General features: G+C 40.0%; 18 protein-coding genes. 11 read left to right on the top strand and 7 right to left on the bottom strand.

Annotated elements, in window-relative coordinates:
• Positions 1–399 precede the first annotated feature (399 nt).
• Positions 400–1,629 (bottom strand): histidine kinase dimerization/phosphoacceptor domain -containing protein, encoded by a 1,230-nt coding sequence (locus tag FXV91_RS11415; RefSeq protein ID WP_229390732.1) that lies wholly within the window; start codon positions 1,627–1,629, stop codon positions 400–402.
• A gap of 253 nt (positions 1,630–1,882) precedes the next feature.
• Here FXV91_RS11415 and FXV91_RS11420 point away from each other — a divergent pair, with 253 nt between their 5' ends.
• Positions 1,883–2,224 (top strand): hypothetical protein, encoded by a 342-nt coding sequence (locus FXV91_RS11420; RefSeq protein ID WP_229390733.1) that lies wholly within the window; start codon positions 1,883–1,885, stop codon positions 2,222–2,224.
• A 571-nt stretch (positions 2,225–2,795) separates the two neighbouring features.
• Positions 2,796–3,221 carry a hypothetical protein gene (locus tag FXV91_RS11425; RefSeq protein WP_229390734.1) on the top strand — a complete coding sequence of 142 codons (426 nt, stop codon included), beginning with the start codon at positions 2,796–2,798 and terminating at the stop codon, positions 3,219–3,221.
• A gap of 132 nt (positions 3,222–3,353) precedes the next feature.
• On the opposite strand, the gene FXV91_RS11430 is transcribed toward FXV91_RS11425, so the two are convergent.
• From FXV91_RS11430 to FXV91_RS11440, 3 genes are all read right to left on the bottom strand, one after another.
• Positions 3,354–3,638, bottom strand: a complete 285-nt coding sequence (locus tag FXV91_RS11430) for a ferritin family protein (RefSeq protein ID WP_229390735.1) — start codon at positions 3,636–3,638, stop codon at positions 3,354–3,356.
• A gap of 100 nt (positions 3,639–3,738) precedes the next feature.
• Positions 3,739–4,992: an acyltransferase family protein gene (locus tag FXV91_RS11435; protein WP_229390736.1), complete on the bottom strand. Its 1,254-nt coding sequence runs from the start codon at positions 4,990–4,992 to the stop codon at positions 3,739–3,741.
• 604 nt (positions 4,993–5,596) lie between these two features.
• On the bottom strand, positions 5,597–5,761 hold the full coding sequence (locus FXV91_RS11440; protein ID WP_229390737.1) for a hypothetical protein: 165 nt from the start codon (positions 5,759–5,761) through the stop codon (positions 5,597–5,599).
• Between the two features lie 169 nt (positions 5,762–5,930).
• Here FXV91_RS11440 and FXV91_RS11445 point away from each other — a divergent pair, with 169 nt between their 5' ends.
• Positions 5,931–7,127 (top strand): peptidase U32 family protein, encoded by a 1,197-nt coding sequence (locus FXV91_RS11445; protein ID WP_229390738.1) that lies wholly within the window; start codon positions 5,931–5,933, stop codon positions 7,125–7,127.
• A gap of 407 nt (positions 7,128–7,534) precedes the next feature.
• Positions 7,535–8,500, top strand: a complete 966-nt coding sequence (gene mch / locus FXV91_RS11450; RefSeq protein WP_229390739.1) for a methenyltetrahydromethanopterin cyclohydrolase — start codon at positions 7,535–7,537, stop codon at positions 8,498–8,500.
• Positions 8,501–8,615: 115 nt separating this feature from the next.
• Here the strand turns inward: mch and FXV91_RS11455 are convergent, their stop codons facing one another.
• Positions 8,616–8,789 carry a hypothetical protein gene (locus FXV91_RS11455; protein WP_229390740.1) on the bottom strand — a complete coding sequence of 58 codons (174 nt, stop codon included), beginning with the start codon at positions 8,787–8,789 and terminating at the stop codon, positions 8,616–8,618.
• Between the two features lie 353 nt (positions 8,790–9,142).
• Between FXV91_RS11455 and FXV91_RS11460 the strand changes: the two genes are divergently transcribed.
• Together FXV91_RS11460 and FXV91_RS11465 are read left to right on the top strand one after the other, a co-directional pair.
• Positions 9,143–9,286: a hypothetical protein gene (locus FXV91_RS11460; RefSeq protein ID WP_229390741.1), complete on the top strand. Its 144-nt coding sequence runs from the start codon at positions 9,143–9,145 to the stop codon at positions 9,284–9,286.
• Between the two features lie 189 nt (positions 9,287–9,475).
• Positions 9,476–9,943, top strand: coding sequence for a DUF2124 family protein (locus FXV91_RS11465; RefSeq protein ID WP_229390742.1), 468 nt, complete (start codon positions 9,476–9,478; stop codon positions 9,941–9,943).
• 292 nt (positions 9,944–10,235) lie between these two features.
• Here the strand turns inward: FXV91_RS11465 and FXV91_RS11470 are convergent, their stop codons facing one another.
• Positions 10,236–10,802 carry a nitroreductase family protein gene (locus tag FXV91_RS11470; RefSeq protein WP_229390743.1) on the bottom strand — a complete coding sequence of 189 codons (567 nt, stop codon included), beginning with the start codon at positions 10,800–10,802 and terminating at the stop codon, positions 10,236–10,238.
• A 155-nt stretch (positions 10,803–10,957) separates the two neighbouring features.
• Positions 10,958–11,275 carry a hypothetical protein gene (locus FXV91_RS11475; protein WP_229390744.1) on the bottom strand — a complete coding sequence of 106 codons (318 nt, stop codon included), beginning with the start codon at positions 11,273–11,275 and terminating at the stop codon, positions 10,958–10,960.
• A gap of 209 nt (positions 11,276–11,484) precedes the next feature.
• On the opposite strand from FXV91_RS11475, the gene FXV91_RS11480 reads away from it, so the two are divergent.
• From FXV91_RS11480 to FXV91_RS11500, 5 genes are all read left to right on the top strand, one after another.
• Complete coding sequence (locus FXV91_RS11480; protein ID WP_229390745.1) at positions 11,485–12,642, top strand: LL-diaminopimelate aminotransferase; 1,158 nt, start codon at positions 11,485–11,487, stop codon at positions 12,640–12,642.
• A gap of 313 nt (positions 12,643–12,955) precedes the next feature.
• A complete protein-coding gene (locus FXV91_RS11485) occupies positions 12,956–13,120 on the top strand; it encodes a hypothetical protein (RefSeq protein ID WP_229390746.1) in 165 nt (54 codons plus the stop codon).
• A complete protein-coding gene (locus FXV91_RS11490) occupies positions 13,117–13,434 on the top strand; it encodes a PAS domain-containing protein (RefSeq protein ID WP_229390747.1) in 318 nt (105 codons plus the stop codon). Before FXV91_RS11485 ends, FXV91_RS11490 begins: the two co-directional genes overlap by 4 nt.
• 415 nt (positions 13,435–13,849) lie before the next feature.
• Complete coding sequence (locus tag FXV91_RS11495; RefSeq protein ID WP_229390783.1) at positions 13,850–14,611, top strand: UPF0280 family protein; 762 nt, start codon at positions 13,850–13,852, stop codon at positions 14,609–14,611.
• A gap of 364 nt (positions 14,612–14,975) precedes the next feature.
• Positions 14,976–17,477 carry an MEDS domain-containing protein gene (locus FXV91_RS11500; RefSeq protein WP_229390748.1) on the top strand — a complete coding sequence of 834 codons (2,502 nt, stop codon included), beginning with the start codon at positions 14,976–14,978 and terminating at the stop codon, positions 17,475–17,477.
• The last annotated feature ends 287 nt before the right edge of the window (positions 17,478–17,764 follow it).

A 17,764-nucleotide genomic window follows, 5' to 3' on the forward strand; every position in this document is an offset into this window, starting at 1 on the left:
TCATTGGTCATCGGTTAAGATATTTTATCACCTTTATGCTATCGATTTTATAGCAGAAATTGGCCTCAAATTTTAATATATTTACCTGAAATCTATATCCTGTTCCAGTTCAAACACCTTTTAAATTTTGGACATTTATCCTGGGAATGGATACAATCTATCATGATTCCTTACTTAACCGAAGACGCATGGAAAAATTTCTGAACTATTATCGTGACTGGAATTATCGTGACCGGAAGCTCGATTGATATTCCACATTCGAGATTTAGATAAGTAATTTCGATTATTAGGATCAGTTCGGTACTAACACTTTCTCCCCCACAGTTGCCACATGCCATAATCTGAGGTAGCATATTTACATCGGGAGACCGAAAATTTACACCCCGGCAAGCTCTAGTCTCACTTTTCCAGCGTTCTGAAACGGATACTGAATTTTGTCCCTTTGTCTCTTTTAAGTTCAATAGAACCTTCTATCTGCTCAACAAAAATATTTACAAGCTGCAGGCCCAGGGAATCTGTGTTTCGAAAATCCACCCATTCCGGGATTCCCTGGCCGTTGTCTTCTACGGTCAGCATAAATGGCAAGTTCTTTTCGTTTAGGTGGCCTGTTGCTGTACCTGAATCTTGAGGTTTTTTGTGTTCTTTTTCGTAATTTTTCATCCGGGAAAGACTTATGAGGACTTCTCCTTCTTTTCCAGCCGGAAAAGCGTACTTCAGGGCGTTTGAAACCAGTTCGTTGACAATAATACCAAGAGGTACTGCAGTATTTGTTTTCACATAAACCTGGTTGAGGTCCAGTTTCAGATTGATTTTTTCATTCCCAACTCTGTATGAACTGAAAAGGCCTTCAGTAAGTTTTCGAAGATAGTCTGCAAAGTCGATTGTGTCTGTTTCTCCTATGTAGAGTTCCTGATGGATCAGGGACATCGAGGCTATACGGTTCTGGCTTTCCCTGAGGGCTTCAAGGGTTCCTGGATCAGTAGACCTTTCGGCTTCGAGACTGAGCAGGGATGAGATCACCTGAAGATTATTCTTTATCCTGTGGTTAATTTCGTTTATACGTGCGTGTTCAATTTTTTCCAGGGAAATTTCTGCCAGTTTATGTCTGGTGATGTCGCGAACAAATCCCTGTATCTCTCCCGGTTTTCCGGAACCTGCGGGAGTTTTTTGAATAAGCTGCCTGACCCACTTTATTTCCCCATCCCGGTTTCGTATTCGATACTCAAATTCAGTAGAAACAGCCGGGTTATACATAGCTTTTTCCAGATTTTCAGAAACAAGAGATTGGTCTTCAGATACGACTATTTCTATCCATCTCATCTTACACGATAGAAAATCCTCTTTGCTGTACCCGGTTACATATTCTACAGCTCCATCAATGAATACCGGCATAAAGTTCTCATCTACCCTGAGTCCTATAAGGCCCTCGATGTTCTGTACAAGTAAACGGTAGTCGTTATCCTCGGTCTGCAGGTTCTTTGCCGAATATCTGCTTTCGGGCTCATCTCTCCAGAAAAAAGCTGCCTCTTTCCCGGGTTCAGCATTCATTTCTGCTTTTTCTGCCCCGTGGTCCATTAAAAAAAGAGGAGCTAACAGGAGAACTATGCTTTTCATACGTCTTGCAGCCATTCGGGAAATTGTGGCGCAGCTTCCTGATATTGTATTTGTCTTCTTATTCAGTATTTTCCCTCCTTTTTACAGTCTTTCTTTTTCTGTATTTTTACTCTATTTTTCCTGTACATTTCTATATCATTGGTGAATTAATCATACAATTGTATTAACTATTCTCATAAATAGTTTATTATCGGTTCTAATTTCATACAATTGTTTATATTATAATCAACGGTATGATTTAGTGATGAAAGAACGGTTCACTATCTCAATGGATGATGATCTTGCATCATGGCTTGACGGACTATGTGATGAAAAAATATTCAGCAGCCGAAGCCACGGAATAGAGTTTTGCGTCAAGCAGATCAAAAGAATGGATATCGAAAAAGTCGTGCTTTTACACTGGGGTAAAGAAGAAGTAGAACCGGTTTTCTTATCAAAAAAGAATGTTCAAATTCTTACCAGAATATCTGAAAAATTAAATCTTAGTCCTGAAGATACCCTTGGCGTTCTTTTATATAAGGGATTGGAGAATATAAGTAGAAATTCCCACGAATCGGAAAAAGAGAAAGGAATTAAAGAGGATAATCTCAGAAGAGTTTTCTTTGAATAAAGCATAAAATCCTTTCAATTAAATTAATGAACTACATGTGAGCTCTATTAAAGCATTATAATTTTATTCTCTGCCTGTAAATACAGGTTTAAGATACTATTTTTTAGAGTCTGATTATGTATGTATAATTCTGGAAATTCTGTTTTTTCGTTTTTCCGTTTTTCCGTTTTTCCGTTTTTCCGTTTTTCCGTTTTTCCGTTTTTCCAAGTTTTATATAACTTGTTAATTCTTAATTAATTTTATAATATTTAAAATTTTCTCATAAAGTTGGGGGGGCACAAGTTTATAGGACTTACGCGGTTGAAACGAGAAATCAATAGCTTTAAACCTTTAACTGTCTAAAAACTGGAGTTAACTACAATGTCTATTGTGTTTGATTTCGGATCCCAAGTGCGTAAGTCCTAGTTTATTTACATAGATGCATTTTTCAGTTAACTGATAGATCTATAATCACCACCCTTACTCTCAATATTGAAACTGATTCTTTATTGAGGTTTTATTTACTTTCAGCACGCTTGCTCATTTCTTATATAATCAAAGATGGTTTTATTTTCCGGATTTGGGGTTAATAATGTTCATAAAAACACATTGTCCGGTCTGTGGCAACAAAGTGTACCATGATATCAGGCTGTCCGCTCTGGAACACCTTCTTTTTGAAGGGGAGAAGCAGGCTTGCAGATATGTGATTGAAAATATCAAGGTGCAGGATTCTTTAACTGAAGAAGAGCTGGTCAGGAATATTTTACACAGCCTGCAAAAAATTATCTATGACGGGATTGAGGTGGAAATCCTGATAGGGGTCCTGGAGGAAAATTATGGAGTTACGGAGGCCTGCTGCAAGGACCTTATAGAGAAGATTCAACTTGAGCTTCAAATGTACTGTCCTGACAGAAAGAGGCTTTATTTTGCTGACCCTGAAGAGCTTGGGAGTTACACGAAAAAAACGACTTCTAATTTAGTGTTTGATTCTTTTTCAGTCTACTTTATTTCTTTTTAATTTCCATCAATAATTTGTTCAGAGAGCGCAGTAAAAGGTCAAATAGCTAAAAAGTTAAAAAGATTAGGTTAGTAAAATATTTGAAAGCTGGATTTTCCAGAAGAATTCTGGAAAGCCCAAAATCAGATAAATTTATTTGGATAACTCTTCTTCTACTTCTTCAGCTCCGGCTTCCAGTTCCTCTTTTTGCTGGGGGTCAAACCTGAGGAGGAGTGCCTGAAACTCTCCGACATGCGTTTTTTCTTCTTTTGCAATATCCAGAAGAATCTTTCTTATATCCTCATTCCTGGCCAGGCTTGCCATCTGCTCATAGAGATTTATAGCATCAAGCTCTGCAATAATTCCTGCTCTGAGGATTTCCTTGTCTATATCGTTTTCTGATACGTTTTTAAGGTCTACTGGTATTGTGGATAACAAATTTATCACCTTTACTATTATATCACATTTTTACAATTATAAGTGTTTTTATCATATCAAAAAAATTCTTGCATTTTATAACTTTAGCTTCTTATTATTTTTATTTATTGAAACCTGTGATAAATCTCGTATAAAGCAAGTTTTTTCCAGGGAATTGTCTATTTGAGAAATTATCTTTTAAATTTAGTTCCAGTTTTTGAACGTGATATGATACAAAAAACAACAGGGGGATAGCTACAAACACCATAGTGATATCGCGCAAAATTGAAGAACCTATAAAGTTTGTTCCCGAGTTCCACAGGTTAAAAAACGGTCTGTGGAATAAGTAAACACAGTATGAAGATGTAGCAATGTAAGTAAAGAATGAGCTTAAAGAGCTTGAGAATTTATCGTTGATAAACTTCATAGCAAATAAATACTCGAAAACACAGAACAGAACTATAAAAATATTTAAAAGTAGTGTGTCAATGAGGAACTGTAGTAGAGGTGGGTTAATACTCAGTAAGCCTGCTATACTGTCCAGCATAGATCTTACCATGGAAGAAGCTATTGTGCCGGTACCTGTATCAATGGTTACCGAAACTCTTGGATCCAGAAGCAGAGATTCCCTCAATCCCGTAACGATTGTCAGTACGAAGATAACCGGAAGAACTGCCAGCAGGACCTGAACAAGAGGCGTTTTCACTTGTATCTTTACGGCTTTTCCAAACTGGCTCTCCTTGCAGGTAAGGATTCCAAAAACGAATATAAGGAAAAACATGAAAAATCGGTGGTCAATAACATTGAAAGCTTTTGAGATCAAAAAGAATCCGAAATATATAATCAAGGAATAAAGCAAAAGGTGTTTTGTAGTCTTTGAAAACATAATCAGAAGCGGGTAAATTGCATAGAAACTGATAATTAAACCCACAAAATACAGTGTTAGCATAGGAGAAGCATAAGCGGGAGAAAGCAGGATTTGCAGCCCAAGTCCATGTACAAGTACATTATAAAAACCAAACACATTCTCCGAATTAGGAAATACAAAGCCTGAGTTTAATCGCGGAGCAGATACCGAAAATACCAGTATAAATGTGGCGAGTGCAGCCCAGTAAAGAGGATAGATCCTCAGAAGTCTTTTTCTATAGAATCCAAATACATCTTGAAGCGAGTTTATTGAGTGGTTATTGTAATATATAAGGTATCCGCTCATGAATATAAATAGACCCAAACCCATGTTTGCAAAGTAAGGGTCAAACGCATAGAGTGCTAGCTTACCATAAGAAGAAAATAAATAACTACTCAAATGAGCTGGAATAATCATAATTATTGCTAACGCTCTTAAGAAGTCAAACGCAATTATTTTATTGTTCATTCTACCGATTCCTACACGTTTTTTTAAATAGTCCCAGAAGTTTATTTCATAATGTTATCTAAGCTAATTCGAATTTTAGCTAACGGTTTCAAGCTTTTGCTTTAAGTGTAGAAATAAAGCTCAAATATATAATTATTGCTAAATGTAACGCTATTCACTGCTGCCTAAAAATGATGTTATTCCGGGACATAGTATCTCATTAATTCCAATCAACCAATATCAGCCAATTCAACCAATACCAGCCAATACCAGCCAATATCAGCCAATATCAGCCAATTCAACCAATACCAGCCAATATCAGCCAATATCAATTACTCAAAAAGTATTAATGAGAATATCGCCCGGTTTTAAGATAATAGGGACATTACAGTACCAGCATGCTGATAAGGGACAAAAGCAAAGCTCTTGAGTTCAGGTTTTACAGGATAGAATATAATTAAATAGGCTGTGTACTTTTTATTAAACAAAAGCCGCTTTAATTTCTTACTAATTTTACCAATTAAGAATAATTTTTTCTGTAAAATTAAAAAAGAGGAAAAAAATATTGATTGAATTTTAATGTGTGATCTTTGCGCACCTTTTAATGCACTTATTTGATTTCTGTTTAATCTTCTCCCATTTCCTTTCGGAATTCCACATAATCTCTTTCGACTTCTTCGAGTTCGTATTCCATTTTATGTACCCCCATATTCAAGACATTGACAGTCTTTACTTGTTTTCTTAGTCTATACGTGAAATCATTCTCTTTTGAATCTGACTTTATCCCCATTTTGAAAAATGCAGTACACTTATATATAGTTTTCCGTAAACCCGGTTATCCTTTTACTAAATGTCAAAAGTTTACATTTCTTACTATTATTTATGAGACTGATAAAAGCAAGAGAGTAATAAATGTAATAAGATATTTTTAAATTAAAGTTCGGGTATTTCCCTCTTTCATGTGTAAAAGTCCAGGACCGGAACTCATCATTGGCATCAGGAATCTTGCAGGGCTTGAAGCCTGTTACAGGTATGCCGATGCTGTCTATTTTTCAACTGATAAACTCAGCCTGCGGGCAAAGGCAAAAGAGATAACTCTTGAAAGTCTGGAGGATTTTGTCTCCGAAGTCAGGGGAAGGGGTCTAAAGGCTTATCTGGCTGTAAACTCGACTGTAGATGAAGCCAGGCTTGACGAAGTAGAGGATGTGGTATCTGCAGCTATAAAAGCCGGAGTGGATGCAATTATTGCCTGGGATCCGGCTGTTATCCTTAAGGCTCGTAAAGCCGGGCTCAGGGTCCACATCTCTACTCAGGCAAACATTACAAACCACGAAACTGCAGAATTTTATAGAACTCTTGGGGCGGAGCGTATCGTTTTTTCAAGGGAACTTTCGTTAAGAGATATCCGGCAAATCAGGCAGCAGACCGAAGTAGAAGTCGAAACTTTTATTCACGGAGCGATGTGTATGGCAGTTTCAGGAAGGTGCCACCTATCGGCATATGTACTCGGGAAATCCGGAAATTGCGGGGAATGTACTCAGCCCTGCCGCTGGGAGTGGGAGCTTCACGGGGAAAACGGGCTTGTTATGGAAAGCAGGGGAAAATACCTTCTCAGCGCAAAAGATTTATGCATGATAGGACATGTCCCGGAACTTATTGAAGCCGGGATAGACGCATTTAAGGTAGAGGGCAGGCTGCGTGACCCCGGGTATCTTGAGACGGTCTCCCGCTGCTACAGGGAAGCAATTGATGCCTGCAAAGAAGGCAGTTACACCTGTGAAAAAGCAGATGCTTGGAGAGCCGAACTGGCTTCTGTGTATAACAGGGGCTTTTCAACTGGTTTTTACTTTGGAGTTCCTGGTCTGGAAGGCTTCTCTCCCGAAAAAGGCATGAACGCCTCGGAAAAGAAGCGCAGGGCTGCAGGGGTTGTAGAAAATTATTACCCCAAACAACAGGCTGCAGCGGTAAGGCTGCTTGAAGAAGGGCTTGCGGTAGGAGACGAGATCCTGGTCGAAGGAAACACTACCTATCTGAAACAGCAGGTCCGCTCTCTTATGAAAAAAGGCATCAGCCTGCAAAAAGCTGAAAAAGGGGATGAAATCGGGCTTGCCGTTGATGGGGAGGTCAGAAAAAACGACCGAATATTTATAATCTGATTAATGATATTATCTAAGCAAACTAGTATTATTTCATTAAAATATTATAACAGTATCTATATATTGGATTCTTCCTTATACGGATAACAGATTACAGAAACAACCAGAAGACTACGGAAACAACCAGAATATTAAGGAAAAACCTGAACTAGTTGACCTGGTTATTCAGTACTTATTTATTCAGTAACACTCATCTGGCAGGACAAACTTCCAGCCGGGGAAATCGACTCGATTGGTAGCCAGCCATCTGATCAATAATAGGTTTACAGCTAAATCCTGGCCTGTAGACGATTTCAATAACTTCGATAAACAATTTCGATAAATAATTTCGATAGACAACTTCGATAAACAATTTCGATAAACAATTTCGATAGACAATCCTCTTACCGATAAGTAAAGGTGATATTTTGATAAGCGTCAACGAAATGGGATCATACGTCATAGAAGAGATGCTCGACTGGAGCGAAGACCTGAAAACGGAAGTAATCAAGCTTGAAAATGGCGCCACAATTATTGACTGTGGAGTTAAAGCCGAAGGCGGATACGAAGCCGGAATGTATCTGGCAAGACTCTGCCTTGCTGACCTTGCTGACCTTAAATACAGCACCTTTGACCTCAATGGCATCAAATGGCCTGCCATCCAGGTAGCAACTGACAACCCGGTAATTGCCTGCATGGCTTCCCAGTACGCAGGCTGGAGAATCTCCGTAGGAGGTTACTTCGGGATGGGTTCGGGCCCTGCACGTGCACTCGGTTTAAAACCCAAAGAGCTCTACGAGGAAATCGGTTACGAAGATGATTTCGAAGCTGCGGTTCTTGTCATGGAATCTGACAAGATCCCTGATGAGAAAGTTGTCGAGTACATTGCAAAACACTGTAGTGTAGACCCCGAAAATGTCATGATCGCGGTTGCGCCTACAGCTTCAATTGCAGGCTCTGTCCAGATCTCGGCCCGCGTTGTAGAAACAGGTATTCACAAGTTCGAATCCATAGGCTTTGATATCAACTGTATCAAGAGTGGGTACGGAATTGCCCCGATTGCCCCTATTGTCGGAAACGATGTCCAGTGCATGGGCTCAACCAATGACTGTGTAATCTACTGCGGTGAGACCAATTATACTGTCCGTTTCGAAGGCGAACTGGCTGAACTCGAAGACTTCGTAAAGAAAGTCCCCTCAACAACCTCAGGTGATTTCGGAAAGCCCTTCTACCAGACATTCAAGGCAGCAAACTTTGATTTCTTCAAAGTTGACGCAGGTATGTTCGCTCCTGCCAGGGTAACCGTAAACGATCTCAAGAGCACAAAAACCATCTCAAGCGGAGGCCTCTATCCCGACATCCTGCTTGAGTCCTTCGGAATCAGGAACGTTTGAGAGGGCATTTGCCTTTTCTTATTTTTCCTTTTACCTTTTCTTATTTTTCCTTTTAGCTTTTCTTATTTTTCATTTGTTTTTTCTGCCCTTTTCTTTTGCTTTCTTGCTTTTTTTCTTATTTCTGGTCTTTCCTGAATCTTGGAGGACTGAAGCCGGCTCGCCAGCCACGCAAGAAAAAAGATAACAGGCGAGTCCATACTGTTATTAAGAGAAACTGAACCCAAAATGCCTGCCCGGTCTGAGAAACACTTCCCTTAACCCCGAAAACCGTTTTCAATCTAACTTTCATAGGACGCCTCCGCCAGCTTGCCTGGCGGCTCTTCAAAAAAATCAGTAAAAATCAGTAAAAAGCATTAAAAATCAGTAAGAAGCAGTAAAAAGTGATAAAAATAGGCTTAGTAAAAGTATTTTTTAGTAGTATTCATTTTTGTTTTTCTGCGTTTCCATGAACTTTTAACTTCACTTTTATTTTCTGGCTATTGTTTTCCCTCTTTTCTTTTTTTGTCTTTTTGGAAGGCCGCTCTCCTTCGTCGAGCGTGACAAAAACGGCTTGATACAACGAATAAGTCTGTACTGGTCAGAGATATTATAACTCAGTCCTCTTGAGTGCAACTCACTGCTATAACCTATAAATTAGTCCTCTTGAGCGGAGCGGAGCGTAGCGAAAAGGACCTCGTGCTCCCGACGCGAAACTCGGGCAGCGAAACTCGGGCAGCGAAACTCGGGCAGCGAAACTCGGGCGAGGCACAATTTGGGCATGAAAAATACTCAACCTTGAAAAGTTAACAAAACAAATGTAATTGTTACTTCCGATAACTAATTGCGGCTGGATACAATAAAGCCTGAAATACTTCTTGCTCTAAACTCAACTTATTTATGGGAATGTCTCCAATCTTATTGTAAAAGTAGATGATGCTACAAATAAAGTGGTCAAAAAGCAGGATTTTTATTAGAGATTAATGGAGAAGAAGTGTCATGCCGATAATAAATACCTCACAGGGAGTAGGAGGCATCCTGAATAGCTTCAAGAGTCTCATGGACGGAGTAGATAAAATTACATTTGTAGGGACTCCGGGCTTCTGTACTCCTTTTGCCGAACTTCTGGGTTTTGTGGTCAGGGACAAAAAACTTGTTTTTATCCCCAATCTGGATTTTGATAAAGCCAGGTCAATCTCAATGACTCCTGAAGGGATGCAGCTTGGAGAACCTGCAGATGCCCATGCTGATGCTGTTGTCTTGCTCGGTGGGCTTGCTATGCCGAAGATCGGTACAGGCTCCGAAAAAGCTAGAGAAATCGCGGGAAAAGTCCTCGAAGGATCGGAGAAAAGAAAAATTATAGGAGTCTGTTTCCAATCGATGTTTATGCAGCAGAAATGGGACGAGGTTATCAACTTTGATTATATCATCAATGCCGACCTGGCTGTTGATGTGCTTGAAATCTGAAACTGGAAACTGGAAACTGGAAACTGCAAAATGAAAAATGAAAAATGCAGGAAATGCGATAATTATACTGTTTAGCGCAATTTAGTTTACTGCTTTAAGCAGCTTACTTACTGCTTAAAGCGGTTTTTTAACAAATTTCTCCCATTCTTTTTTATCGAAGCCAGGTATTTCTGATTTTCAGTCCATCTTTCATTCTTCAGATAGTCTATCATTTCTTAAAATATTTTGATATAAGTATAGAATAGTTCTTTATGTCTCCGAGAGCAAAGAGAGCTATTCTTTTCAGTTAAAATTATCTGATGTATGTAATGAGGTTAGGCTTCCTGTCCGGTACATTGACAACTGCAGCTTTCTTATACCCGAGCACAGCCGAAGAGTAAGGCCTGTAGCCCTCGGGTATTTTCAGTTCTTTTCGCAATTCGGAGCCCTGTGGTGAATAAAAGGCTAACAGGATAAAGAAAATCCAGCATGTCCCCAGCCCGATTGACTCTGCGGCAAGCAGCAAATTCTGAGTAGCGGCGGCGCAATCCGCTTCGAGAGGTACGGGCGCATGCTCATTGCCAGAGACTATAATCAGTGTCGGTGCACCGTACAAACAGTCGAACTTCTCACTATTTGCCAGTTCCCTTAAATGTTCTATATCCAGTTGCTTGGCGGCTTCTTTAGCTGCAAGATTCAGTCTATCCAGCAATTCCTTGTTTTGAATTACTGTAAAATGCCATGCCTGATCCCCGGCGTTAGGAGCATACAGCCCCGCTTCCAGTACTGCCTGTAATTCTTCCTCCTGGATCTGTTCATCTTCAAAACTTCTGATACTCCTGCGCTGTTTAATGATTTTTAAAGTTTCATTGATAATCATCAAATTATCCCTTCTATAGTTTTGATCCCTAAGAAAAATGCATGCACCCTACTATATAAGGGACGCTGGATTTTCTGAGTTTATGTTTCTCTTTGATCTTTAAGACAGCATCTTGGACAATAGTTGTTATTGCGATAATGCCAACTTTAACATGTTTAAATATATGACTCAGATCCGGATCGAATTTCGTCATCAGGTGCTAAAAAATAAACTACAACTGCAATCAAAAGAGCAGGAGATGACATTAACCACAAAAATATACTAACAAAGTTTGCTATGGATATTAAATCTCCAGTAGACTCAGCCCATTCACCAGCAGCTGGCAAAAATGGAAACATAGCATTAGTCGTTTTTATAAGAGTAGGATCCATGTAATAATAAACGTTAAGCGGAACTCCAAATGTTAGTTCTATAATTAGGATAAATAATTCGGAAATAATAAAACTTAAAAAAACAATTTTAGGCTTAGACATATTAAGAAACTTTGCATTCATTCTTAATAAAGTTTTCAATGTTTGGGTTATGTGTTAGAAAAGCAATACTATCTGGTTCTTTTGAATATTATTTTCCCTTTCGTTATCCCATACCTTTAATCCTTTTGTTATCCCATACCTTTTAATATTCCCAACACCGTAACTATGCAGACTTACACACCCATAATCATATTCAGGTGACTTTTCCAATGTATTCTGACCGCATAAACGCACTACCCCCATATCTTTTTGCAGCGATTGATGAAGCTAAGGACGAAATGATTGCAAAAGGAGTGGACGTTATCGACCTTGGAGTGGGAGATCCTGACCTTCCGACCCACCCGCACATTGTTGAGGCCATGCGCGAGGCTGTCTGCGACCCCAGGACTCACCAGTACCCCTCTTATGCCGGGATGCCAGAGTTTCGGAAGGCTGCGGCTGAATGGTGTAAGAAATATAAGGGAATTGAGCTTGACCCTGCAACTGAGGTAATCTCACTTATAGGTTCAAAAGAAGCTGTGGCACATATCCCGCTTGCTTTTGTCAATCCCGGAGATGTCGTGCTTTATACCGAGCCGGGATATCCGGTTTATAAAATAGGGACTCTTTTTGCGGGTGGAGAGCCGTATCCACTGCCGCTGAAGGCTGAGAACAACTTCCTGCCTGACCTGGACTCAATCCCGGCAGATGTCCTGAAAAAGGCAAAGCTCTTCTTCTTCAACTATCCCAACAATCCGACGGCTGCAACCGCGGACATGAAGTTCTTTGAAAAGGTCGTTGAGTTCTGCAAGAAACACAATATTATTGCCGTGCACGACAATGCTTACTGCCAGATGGCATATGACGGGTACGAGGCTCCTTCTTTCCTTACAGCGAAAGGGGCAATAGATATCGGTATGGAACTTTATTCCCATTCCAAAACCTATAACATGACCGGCTGGAGACTCGGGTTTGCAGTTGGAAACAAAGCCCTCATAAAGGGACTTGGGAAGGTCAAATCAAATGTGGATTCAGGCGTTTTTGATGCGATCCAGATTGCAGGCATTGCAGCCCTCTCGTCCCCCCAGGACTGCGTTGACGAAACAAACAAAGTTTATGAAGAGAGGAGGAATGCTCTTATCGAAGGGCTCACTGCTATGGGACTTGAGGTAAAGCCCCCGAAAGCCACTTTCTATATCTGGGCTCCTGTCCCGAAAGGTTTCACTTCAATCAGTTTTGCAAAACTCCTGCTTGAAGAAGCAGGAATAGTTGCAACCCCCGGTGTCGGCTTCGGAGACGCTGGTGAAGGCTACATCAGGTTTGCCCTCACAAAGCCGGTTGAAAGGATCAAAGAAGCTGTAGAAAGAATGAAGAAACTGCAGTTCTAACTGGATATTTGATCCGAAAACAACTTGGACCAGGCTCAAAGTAAGTTAAAACAATCCAAAATAGGCGGCATACTCGAAAAAGCCGCCAAAAATCTCTTTTTTGACCAGAATTTTTTTACCTTCACTTCTCTTTTTCTTTTTTGAGTTTCTATCAAATGAGCTTGGTTTTTAAGAAACTTTTTTTAAATTTACATAACTTTTTATGAGTATCGAGCAGAAATAGCTCTGTAGTTGGAATTGTGCAAGTACTTAGTAAAATAATTAACACTGTTTTAAAAGATAATTATTAACACAGTTATTAACACGCAACCAAATGCAACCTTTCAAAGTCATAATTGTAGCTGGTGATAGAATGAACGACAGGTTAAGGAATTCTGATACTCATATTATTGGAGATAAGAGAGCAGCGAAAAACTCACTCGACGTAGAGTACAGGCAGAACCTTCAGACCGACAGACTCGATTTCATGAGCCGGTGATAGAGAAGATTACTGGTTTCTCTGCCCAGGAGATAATCGAGATGGGCAGCATGAGTGTTTCTTCCAGGCTCATTCATCTCGACGACTTCCCTCTCCTTATTGCGGGATTTGCCCATGCAATAGATGTTGGTTTCGGAACCCTGGAGTACCGGTTCAAACATAAGGACGGCAAATATAGCTGGTTTGCCGATCACTTTACAATCATCAATGATCAAAATGGCAAGCCCCTCTTCAGTGAAAGTGTCATGCGTGATATTAACGGGATCAAAAAAGCGAAGAAGAGAAAAAAGGCAGCAAGTAAAAATGGCTGGTGACGCCTGTAAGAAACTAACATGTAAAAGTGACAAAAGAAAAACCATAACTCCTGCTTCTTTTGCTTTTCTGTTTTTGAGGGCTGCCAGACAAGCTGGGGGAAGCGCGAATGTTTACCAGTGATTTGAAAACCGGTTTTCGATACGAAAGAAAGTATTCTCTCAGCTTTAAAGACATTTCTTCAATATATTGTTTCTCTTAATTGCGTCACTGGCTTGCAAGTTGTTTTTTATCTTGCTGGCAGACCTGCCAGATCCTCACGCTGCACAGGAAGAGTAAAACTCAAAAATCCCTCCCGGATCTGGAATAGTTCAATCAATTAATTAAAAACCGCCAGTTTTCATATTCCGGTTCAATGCCCGGAGGTCCGCTCAGAAAAGCATTTCTTTTTTAAGCAATAAATCCTAAGTGGACAGCATGCCAGAATCCACGCGAGAACCCACTAAAAAACCTGCCAGAACCCCGATAAAAGAACATTTCCAGCTTAAAGAAACGATAGTTACTCTCGCAGCTTACGACCCGTCTCATATAGAAGCCGCAAAAAAGGCGATCCGTACCCACAGGGCATTTCTCGAGACCTACATCCTTTCCGACCCTTATTTTCAGCTCACCCTGGAACCCTACGAATGCCCGAAAAATGCTCCTGAGGTCGTCAGGAGGATGATAAAAGCAGGAAATACAATGGGAATCGGGCCAATGAGTGCGGTTGCAGGCACAATCTCTGCCCTTGCAGTGGAAGCTATGGTAAAAGCCGGAGCAAAATATGCTATAGTTGATAACGGCGGGGATATTGCGCTTATAAACGATCGGCCTGTTGTTGTCGGAATTTATGCAGGGCAGTCACCTATCAAAAACCTGGGGTTAATTTTCGAACCAAGAGACTCGATTACAGGGGTCTGCACCTCAGCAGGGACAGTAGGTCCTTCAATCAGCTTCGGGATGGCAGATGCAGCTGCAGTTTTTTCGGATGATGTTTCTCTTGCGGATGCAGCTGCAACAGCACTTGGAAATGAAGTGGGAACAGGAAAAGAATCAGTAGAAGCTTCCTTTAAGGCTGTGAAAGGGATTCCTGGAATAAAAGGCGCACTCGTTATTCAGGGGGAATATATAGGTATGTGGGGAGAACTGCCAAAAATTACGCGGGCGGATGTAAGGCATGAATATATCACCAAAGCGTGAACGTTCTTACCAGATCGTGAACATTCATCTGAAATCTGAAGCTTTTTAGAGGCGTTTTATGCTTTCAGGACTTCTTTTCATAATTTTTGTAAAAAAATCTTTCTGGCTTGAGTTTGCAATGGTTTGAGGGCACAAATATTAATATATCTTTAATTTTTATTTATGGCAAACCATTAAATTAACAAAAAGGTCGATTCTAATTTTTAAAATATCAAAGGATGTATTTTGCTTAATTTGCAAGGGGTTCCAGAAGAGTTCCGCGACTCAAACCAATAGTCTCAAAAACTACAGTTATTAGTGAAGTTAATAACAGGCAATCAAAATACAATCTTTCAAACTCACATTCAATAATTGGGGATACTGAATGAATGGAAAGTTAAGGAAGTCTGGTATTGATATTATTGTAGATTTGCCCTGGGGAACTCACTTCTGTCTATTTTTCCGGACAAAAGAAGATTTGTTAGATATACTTGTCCCCTACTTCAAAGCAGGGCTGGAAAATAACGAATTCTGTATCTGGATCACATCACTACCTTCAGAAGTAGAAAACGCAAAAGAAGCTCTAAAAAAGGTTGTTTCTGATTTTGATGTTTACCTTGAGAAGGGGCAAATCGAATTTATCCCTTACATAGATTGGTACTTAAAAAATGGTATTTTCGATTCGGAGAAAATCATAAACACCTGGATCAAAAAACTCAATAATGCTCTGGCAAGTGGCTATGACGGGCTAAGAATAGCAGAGAATACTTCCTGGCTGGATAAAGAAGACTGGAACAATTTTGTTGATTATGAGAAAAAGGTGGACTCCCTTACTGGAAAATACCGTATGATAGCTCAGTGCCCGTACTGTCTTGATGCTTATAGTGCAGCTGAGACCGTTGACGTGATTGTTAATCATCAATTCACTTTAACCAGAAGGGAAGGAAAATGGGAACAGGTAGAAAGTTCCAGACGCAGGCAGGCTGAAGAGACTCTCCATGAGAGCGAAGTAGAATACCACAGGCTTCTTGAATCCATGCGGGAAGCCTTCTTTGTGGCCGATATCATAACCAATGAGGCAGGAGAGCCAGTTGACTATCTCATTGTTGAAGCAAATCAGGCTCTTGAATCTCAGACAGGGGTTCCACTGGAACAGTTTATTGGAAATACGGCTCTTAGAATGTACCCGGGTCTGGATAAATTCTGGATTAAGACATATGGTCGCGTAGCCCTTACTGGCAAACCTGAGCAATTCGATTATTACGCTGACGTACAGAAGCGTCATTATGAGGTCTCAGCATACCAGATCCGACCAGGCCGATTTGCCGCTATCTTCTTGGACATCACAGATCGAAAGCGGGCTGAAGAAGCACTTATTAGAAATGAAAATGAATTTCGTACTCTGGCTGAGAATTCCCCTGATATAATTTCTCGCTTTGACAGGCAAAAGCGCCACATATATGCTAATCCTGCAGCTGTGGAACCTTATGGCAGGTCTCCAGAAGAAATCATAGGGAAAACTAATAGTGATCTGGGAATGGACCCTCAACAGGTGAAATTCTGGGAAGAACACTATGAAAATGTTTTTGCTACAGAAAAACCCGAAACAATGGAATTTCATTATAAATCGCCTGAAAGAAAAGAATACTATTTTAATACGCGAATAGTACCTGAGTTTGTTGATGGTGAAGTGACTTCTGTTCTTGCTATCTCGCGGGACATTACGGATATAAAGGAAGCAGAAGCTAAGTCGAAAGAAACGCTTGACAATTTAGAAAAATTAGTAGAAGAACGAACAGCAGAGCTTAAAACGGCATATAAATTGTTGAAAGAAAACGAAAAAGGTCTTGCTGAAGCCCAGAAAATGGCTCATATGGGAAATTGGGAGTGGGACATTGCAGCTGATAAAGCATACTGGTCTGAGGAAATGTATCGTATTTTCGGACGCGATCCCAAAAAAGGAGCACCACCTTACAATGAATATTTAAGTTACATACATCCCGATGATCGAGATTATTTTGATAATGCCACCAAGAAAGCCGTAAATGGAAGACCTTACAGTATTGAGTACAGGATTGCCCTGGCTAACGGGGAAGAACGCATAGTCCATATGCAGGCCGAAGTTATTTTTGGTGAGAAAAATATCCCCATTCGAGTAAAAGGAATAGTCCAGGATATTACTGAACGTAAAAAGGCTGAGAAAGCTCTAATAAATCTCGAGATTGCCCGTAAAAAAGAAATTCACCACAGGATTAAGAATAATCTGCAAGTTATCTCTTCTCTCCTGGATCTTCAGGCTGAAAATTTCAGCAACAGAAAATGTGTTAAAGACTCCGATGTTCTCAATGCTTTCAGGGAAAGCCAGGATAGAGTAATGTCAATTGCCCTGATTCACGAAGAGCTGCACGAAGGAGGAGGAGACAATGCACTCTACTTTTCACCTTACCTTGAAAAACTCGTTGAGAACCTTTTTCAGACATATAGCCTTGGAAATGCCGATGTTAGCTTAAGCATGGATCTTGAAGATGATGTCTTCTTTGATATGGATACAGCCGTCCCCTTAGGGATAATTGTCAATGAACTTGTCTCCAATTCCTTAAAACATGCGTTTCCAGGCAGGGACAAAGGGAAAATTCAAATAAAATTATTTAAAGAAGCAAAAGCAGGAAGTGAATCTAACAATAACAAAGAAAAACTTACTGGAAAAGGTACCGGATATACTCTGATTGTTTCAGATGATGGAACTGGCATTCCTGATAAAATTGATTTAAAAAATTCAGACACGCTTGGTCTGCAGCTTGTAAACATTCTGGTAGATCAGTTAGATGGTGAAATCGAGCTAAAAAGGAATAAAGGCACAGAGTTCGTTATAAATATAAATATATAACCGGTTCTACAGGCTTCTTGGCTGATGAAACAAAATCAGACGAAATAAGATCAAAATATATCAGGTATCTCTCCTTAAAACCAAAATTGTACAAAATCATGCTCATTAGCAATGGTCATCCTGCTTTCCTGGACCAGTTTATTATTAACCGAAGAGTCAAAAGAATCCGGTTTACTATCTCATTTATAAACTCTCTAGTGCATCGATTCCAAAATAAATCCCTTATTTAGCAGGAAATTCGTTGATCGATAGATTTATTCAAAAGCCGGAATTGTGAACATACTTTG

The organism is Methanosarcina sp. DH2, assembly GCF_020804225.1.
Taxonomy (GTDB): Archaea; Halobacteriota; Methanosarcinia; order Methanosarcinales; family Methanosarcinaceae; genus Methanosarcina.

Coding starts and splice junctions, on each gene's coding strand:
- FXV91_RS11455 (WP_229390740.1), bottom strand. CDS start 8,789: ATGAAAGTTAGATTGAAAACGGTTTTCGGGGTTAAGGGAAGTGTTTCT.
- FXV91_RS11465 (WP_229390742.1), top strand. CDS start 9,476: ATGCCGATAATAAATACCTCACAGGGAGTAGGAGGCATCCTGAATAGC.
- FXV91_RS11415 (WP_229390732.1), bottom strand. CDS start 1,629: ATGGCTGCAAGACGTATGAAAAGCATAGTTCTCCTGTTAGCTCCTCTT.
- FXV91_RS11445 (WP_229390738.1), top strand. CDS start 5,931: ATGTGTAAAAGTCCAGGACCGGAACTCATCATTGGCATCAGGAATCTT.
- FXV91_RS11485 (WP_229390746.1), top strand. CDS start 12,956: ATGCAACCTTTCAAAGTCATAATTGTAGCTGGTGATAGAATGAACGAC.
- FXV91_RS11495 (WP_229390783.1), top strand. CDS start 13,850: ATGCCAGAATCCACGCGAGAACCCACTAAAAAACCTGCCAGAACCCCG.
- FXV91_RS11435 (WP_229390736.1), bottom strand. CDS start 4,992: ATGAACAATAAAATAATTGCGTTTGACTTCTTAAGAGCGTTAGCAATA.
- FXV91_RS11500 (WP_229390748.1), top strand. CDS start 14,976: ATGAATGGAAAGTTAAGGAAGTCTGGTATTGATATTATTGTAGATTTG.
- FXV91_RS11420 (WP_229390733.1), top strand. CDS start 1,883: ATGGATGATGATCTTGCATCATGGCTTGACGGACTATGTGATGAAAAA.
- FXV91_RS11470 (WP_229390743.1), bottom strand. CDS start 10,802: ATGATTATCAATGAAACTTTAAAAATCATTAAACAGCGCAGGAGTATC.
- FXV91_RS11425 (WP_229390734.1), top strand. CDS start 2,796: ATGTTCATAAAAACACATTGTCCGGTCTGTGGCAACAAAGTGTACCAT.
- FXV91_RS11480 (WP_229390745.1), top strand. CDS start 11,485: ATGTATTCTGACCGCATAAACGCACTACCCCCATATCTTTTTGCAGCG.
- FXV91_RS11475 (WP_229390744.1), bottom strand. CDS start 11,275: ATGTCTAAGCCTAAAATTGTTTTTTTAAGTTTTATTATTTCCGAATTA.
- FXV91_RS11440 (WP_229390737.1), bottom strand. CDS start 5,761: ATGGGGATAAAGTCAGATTCAAAAGAGAATGATTTCACGTATAGACTA.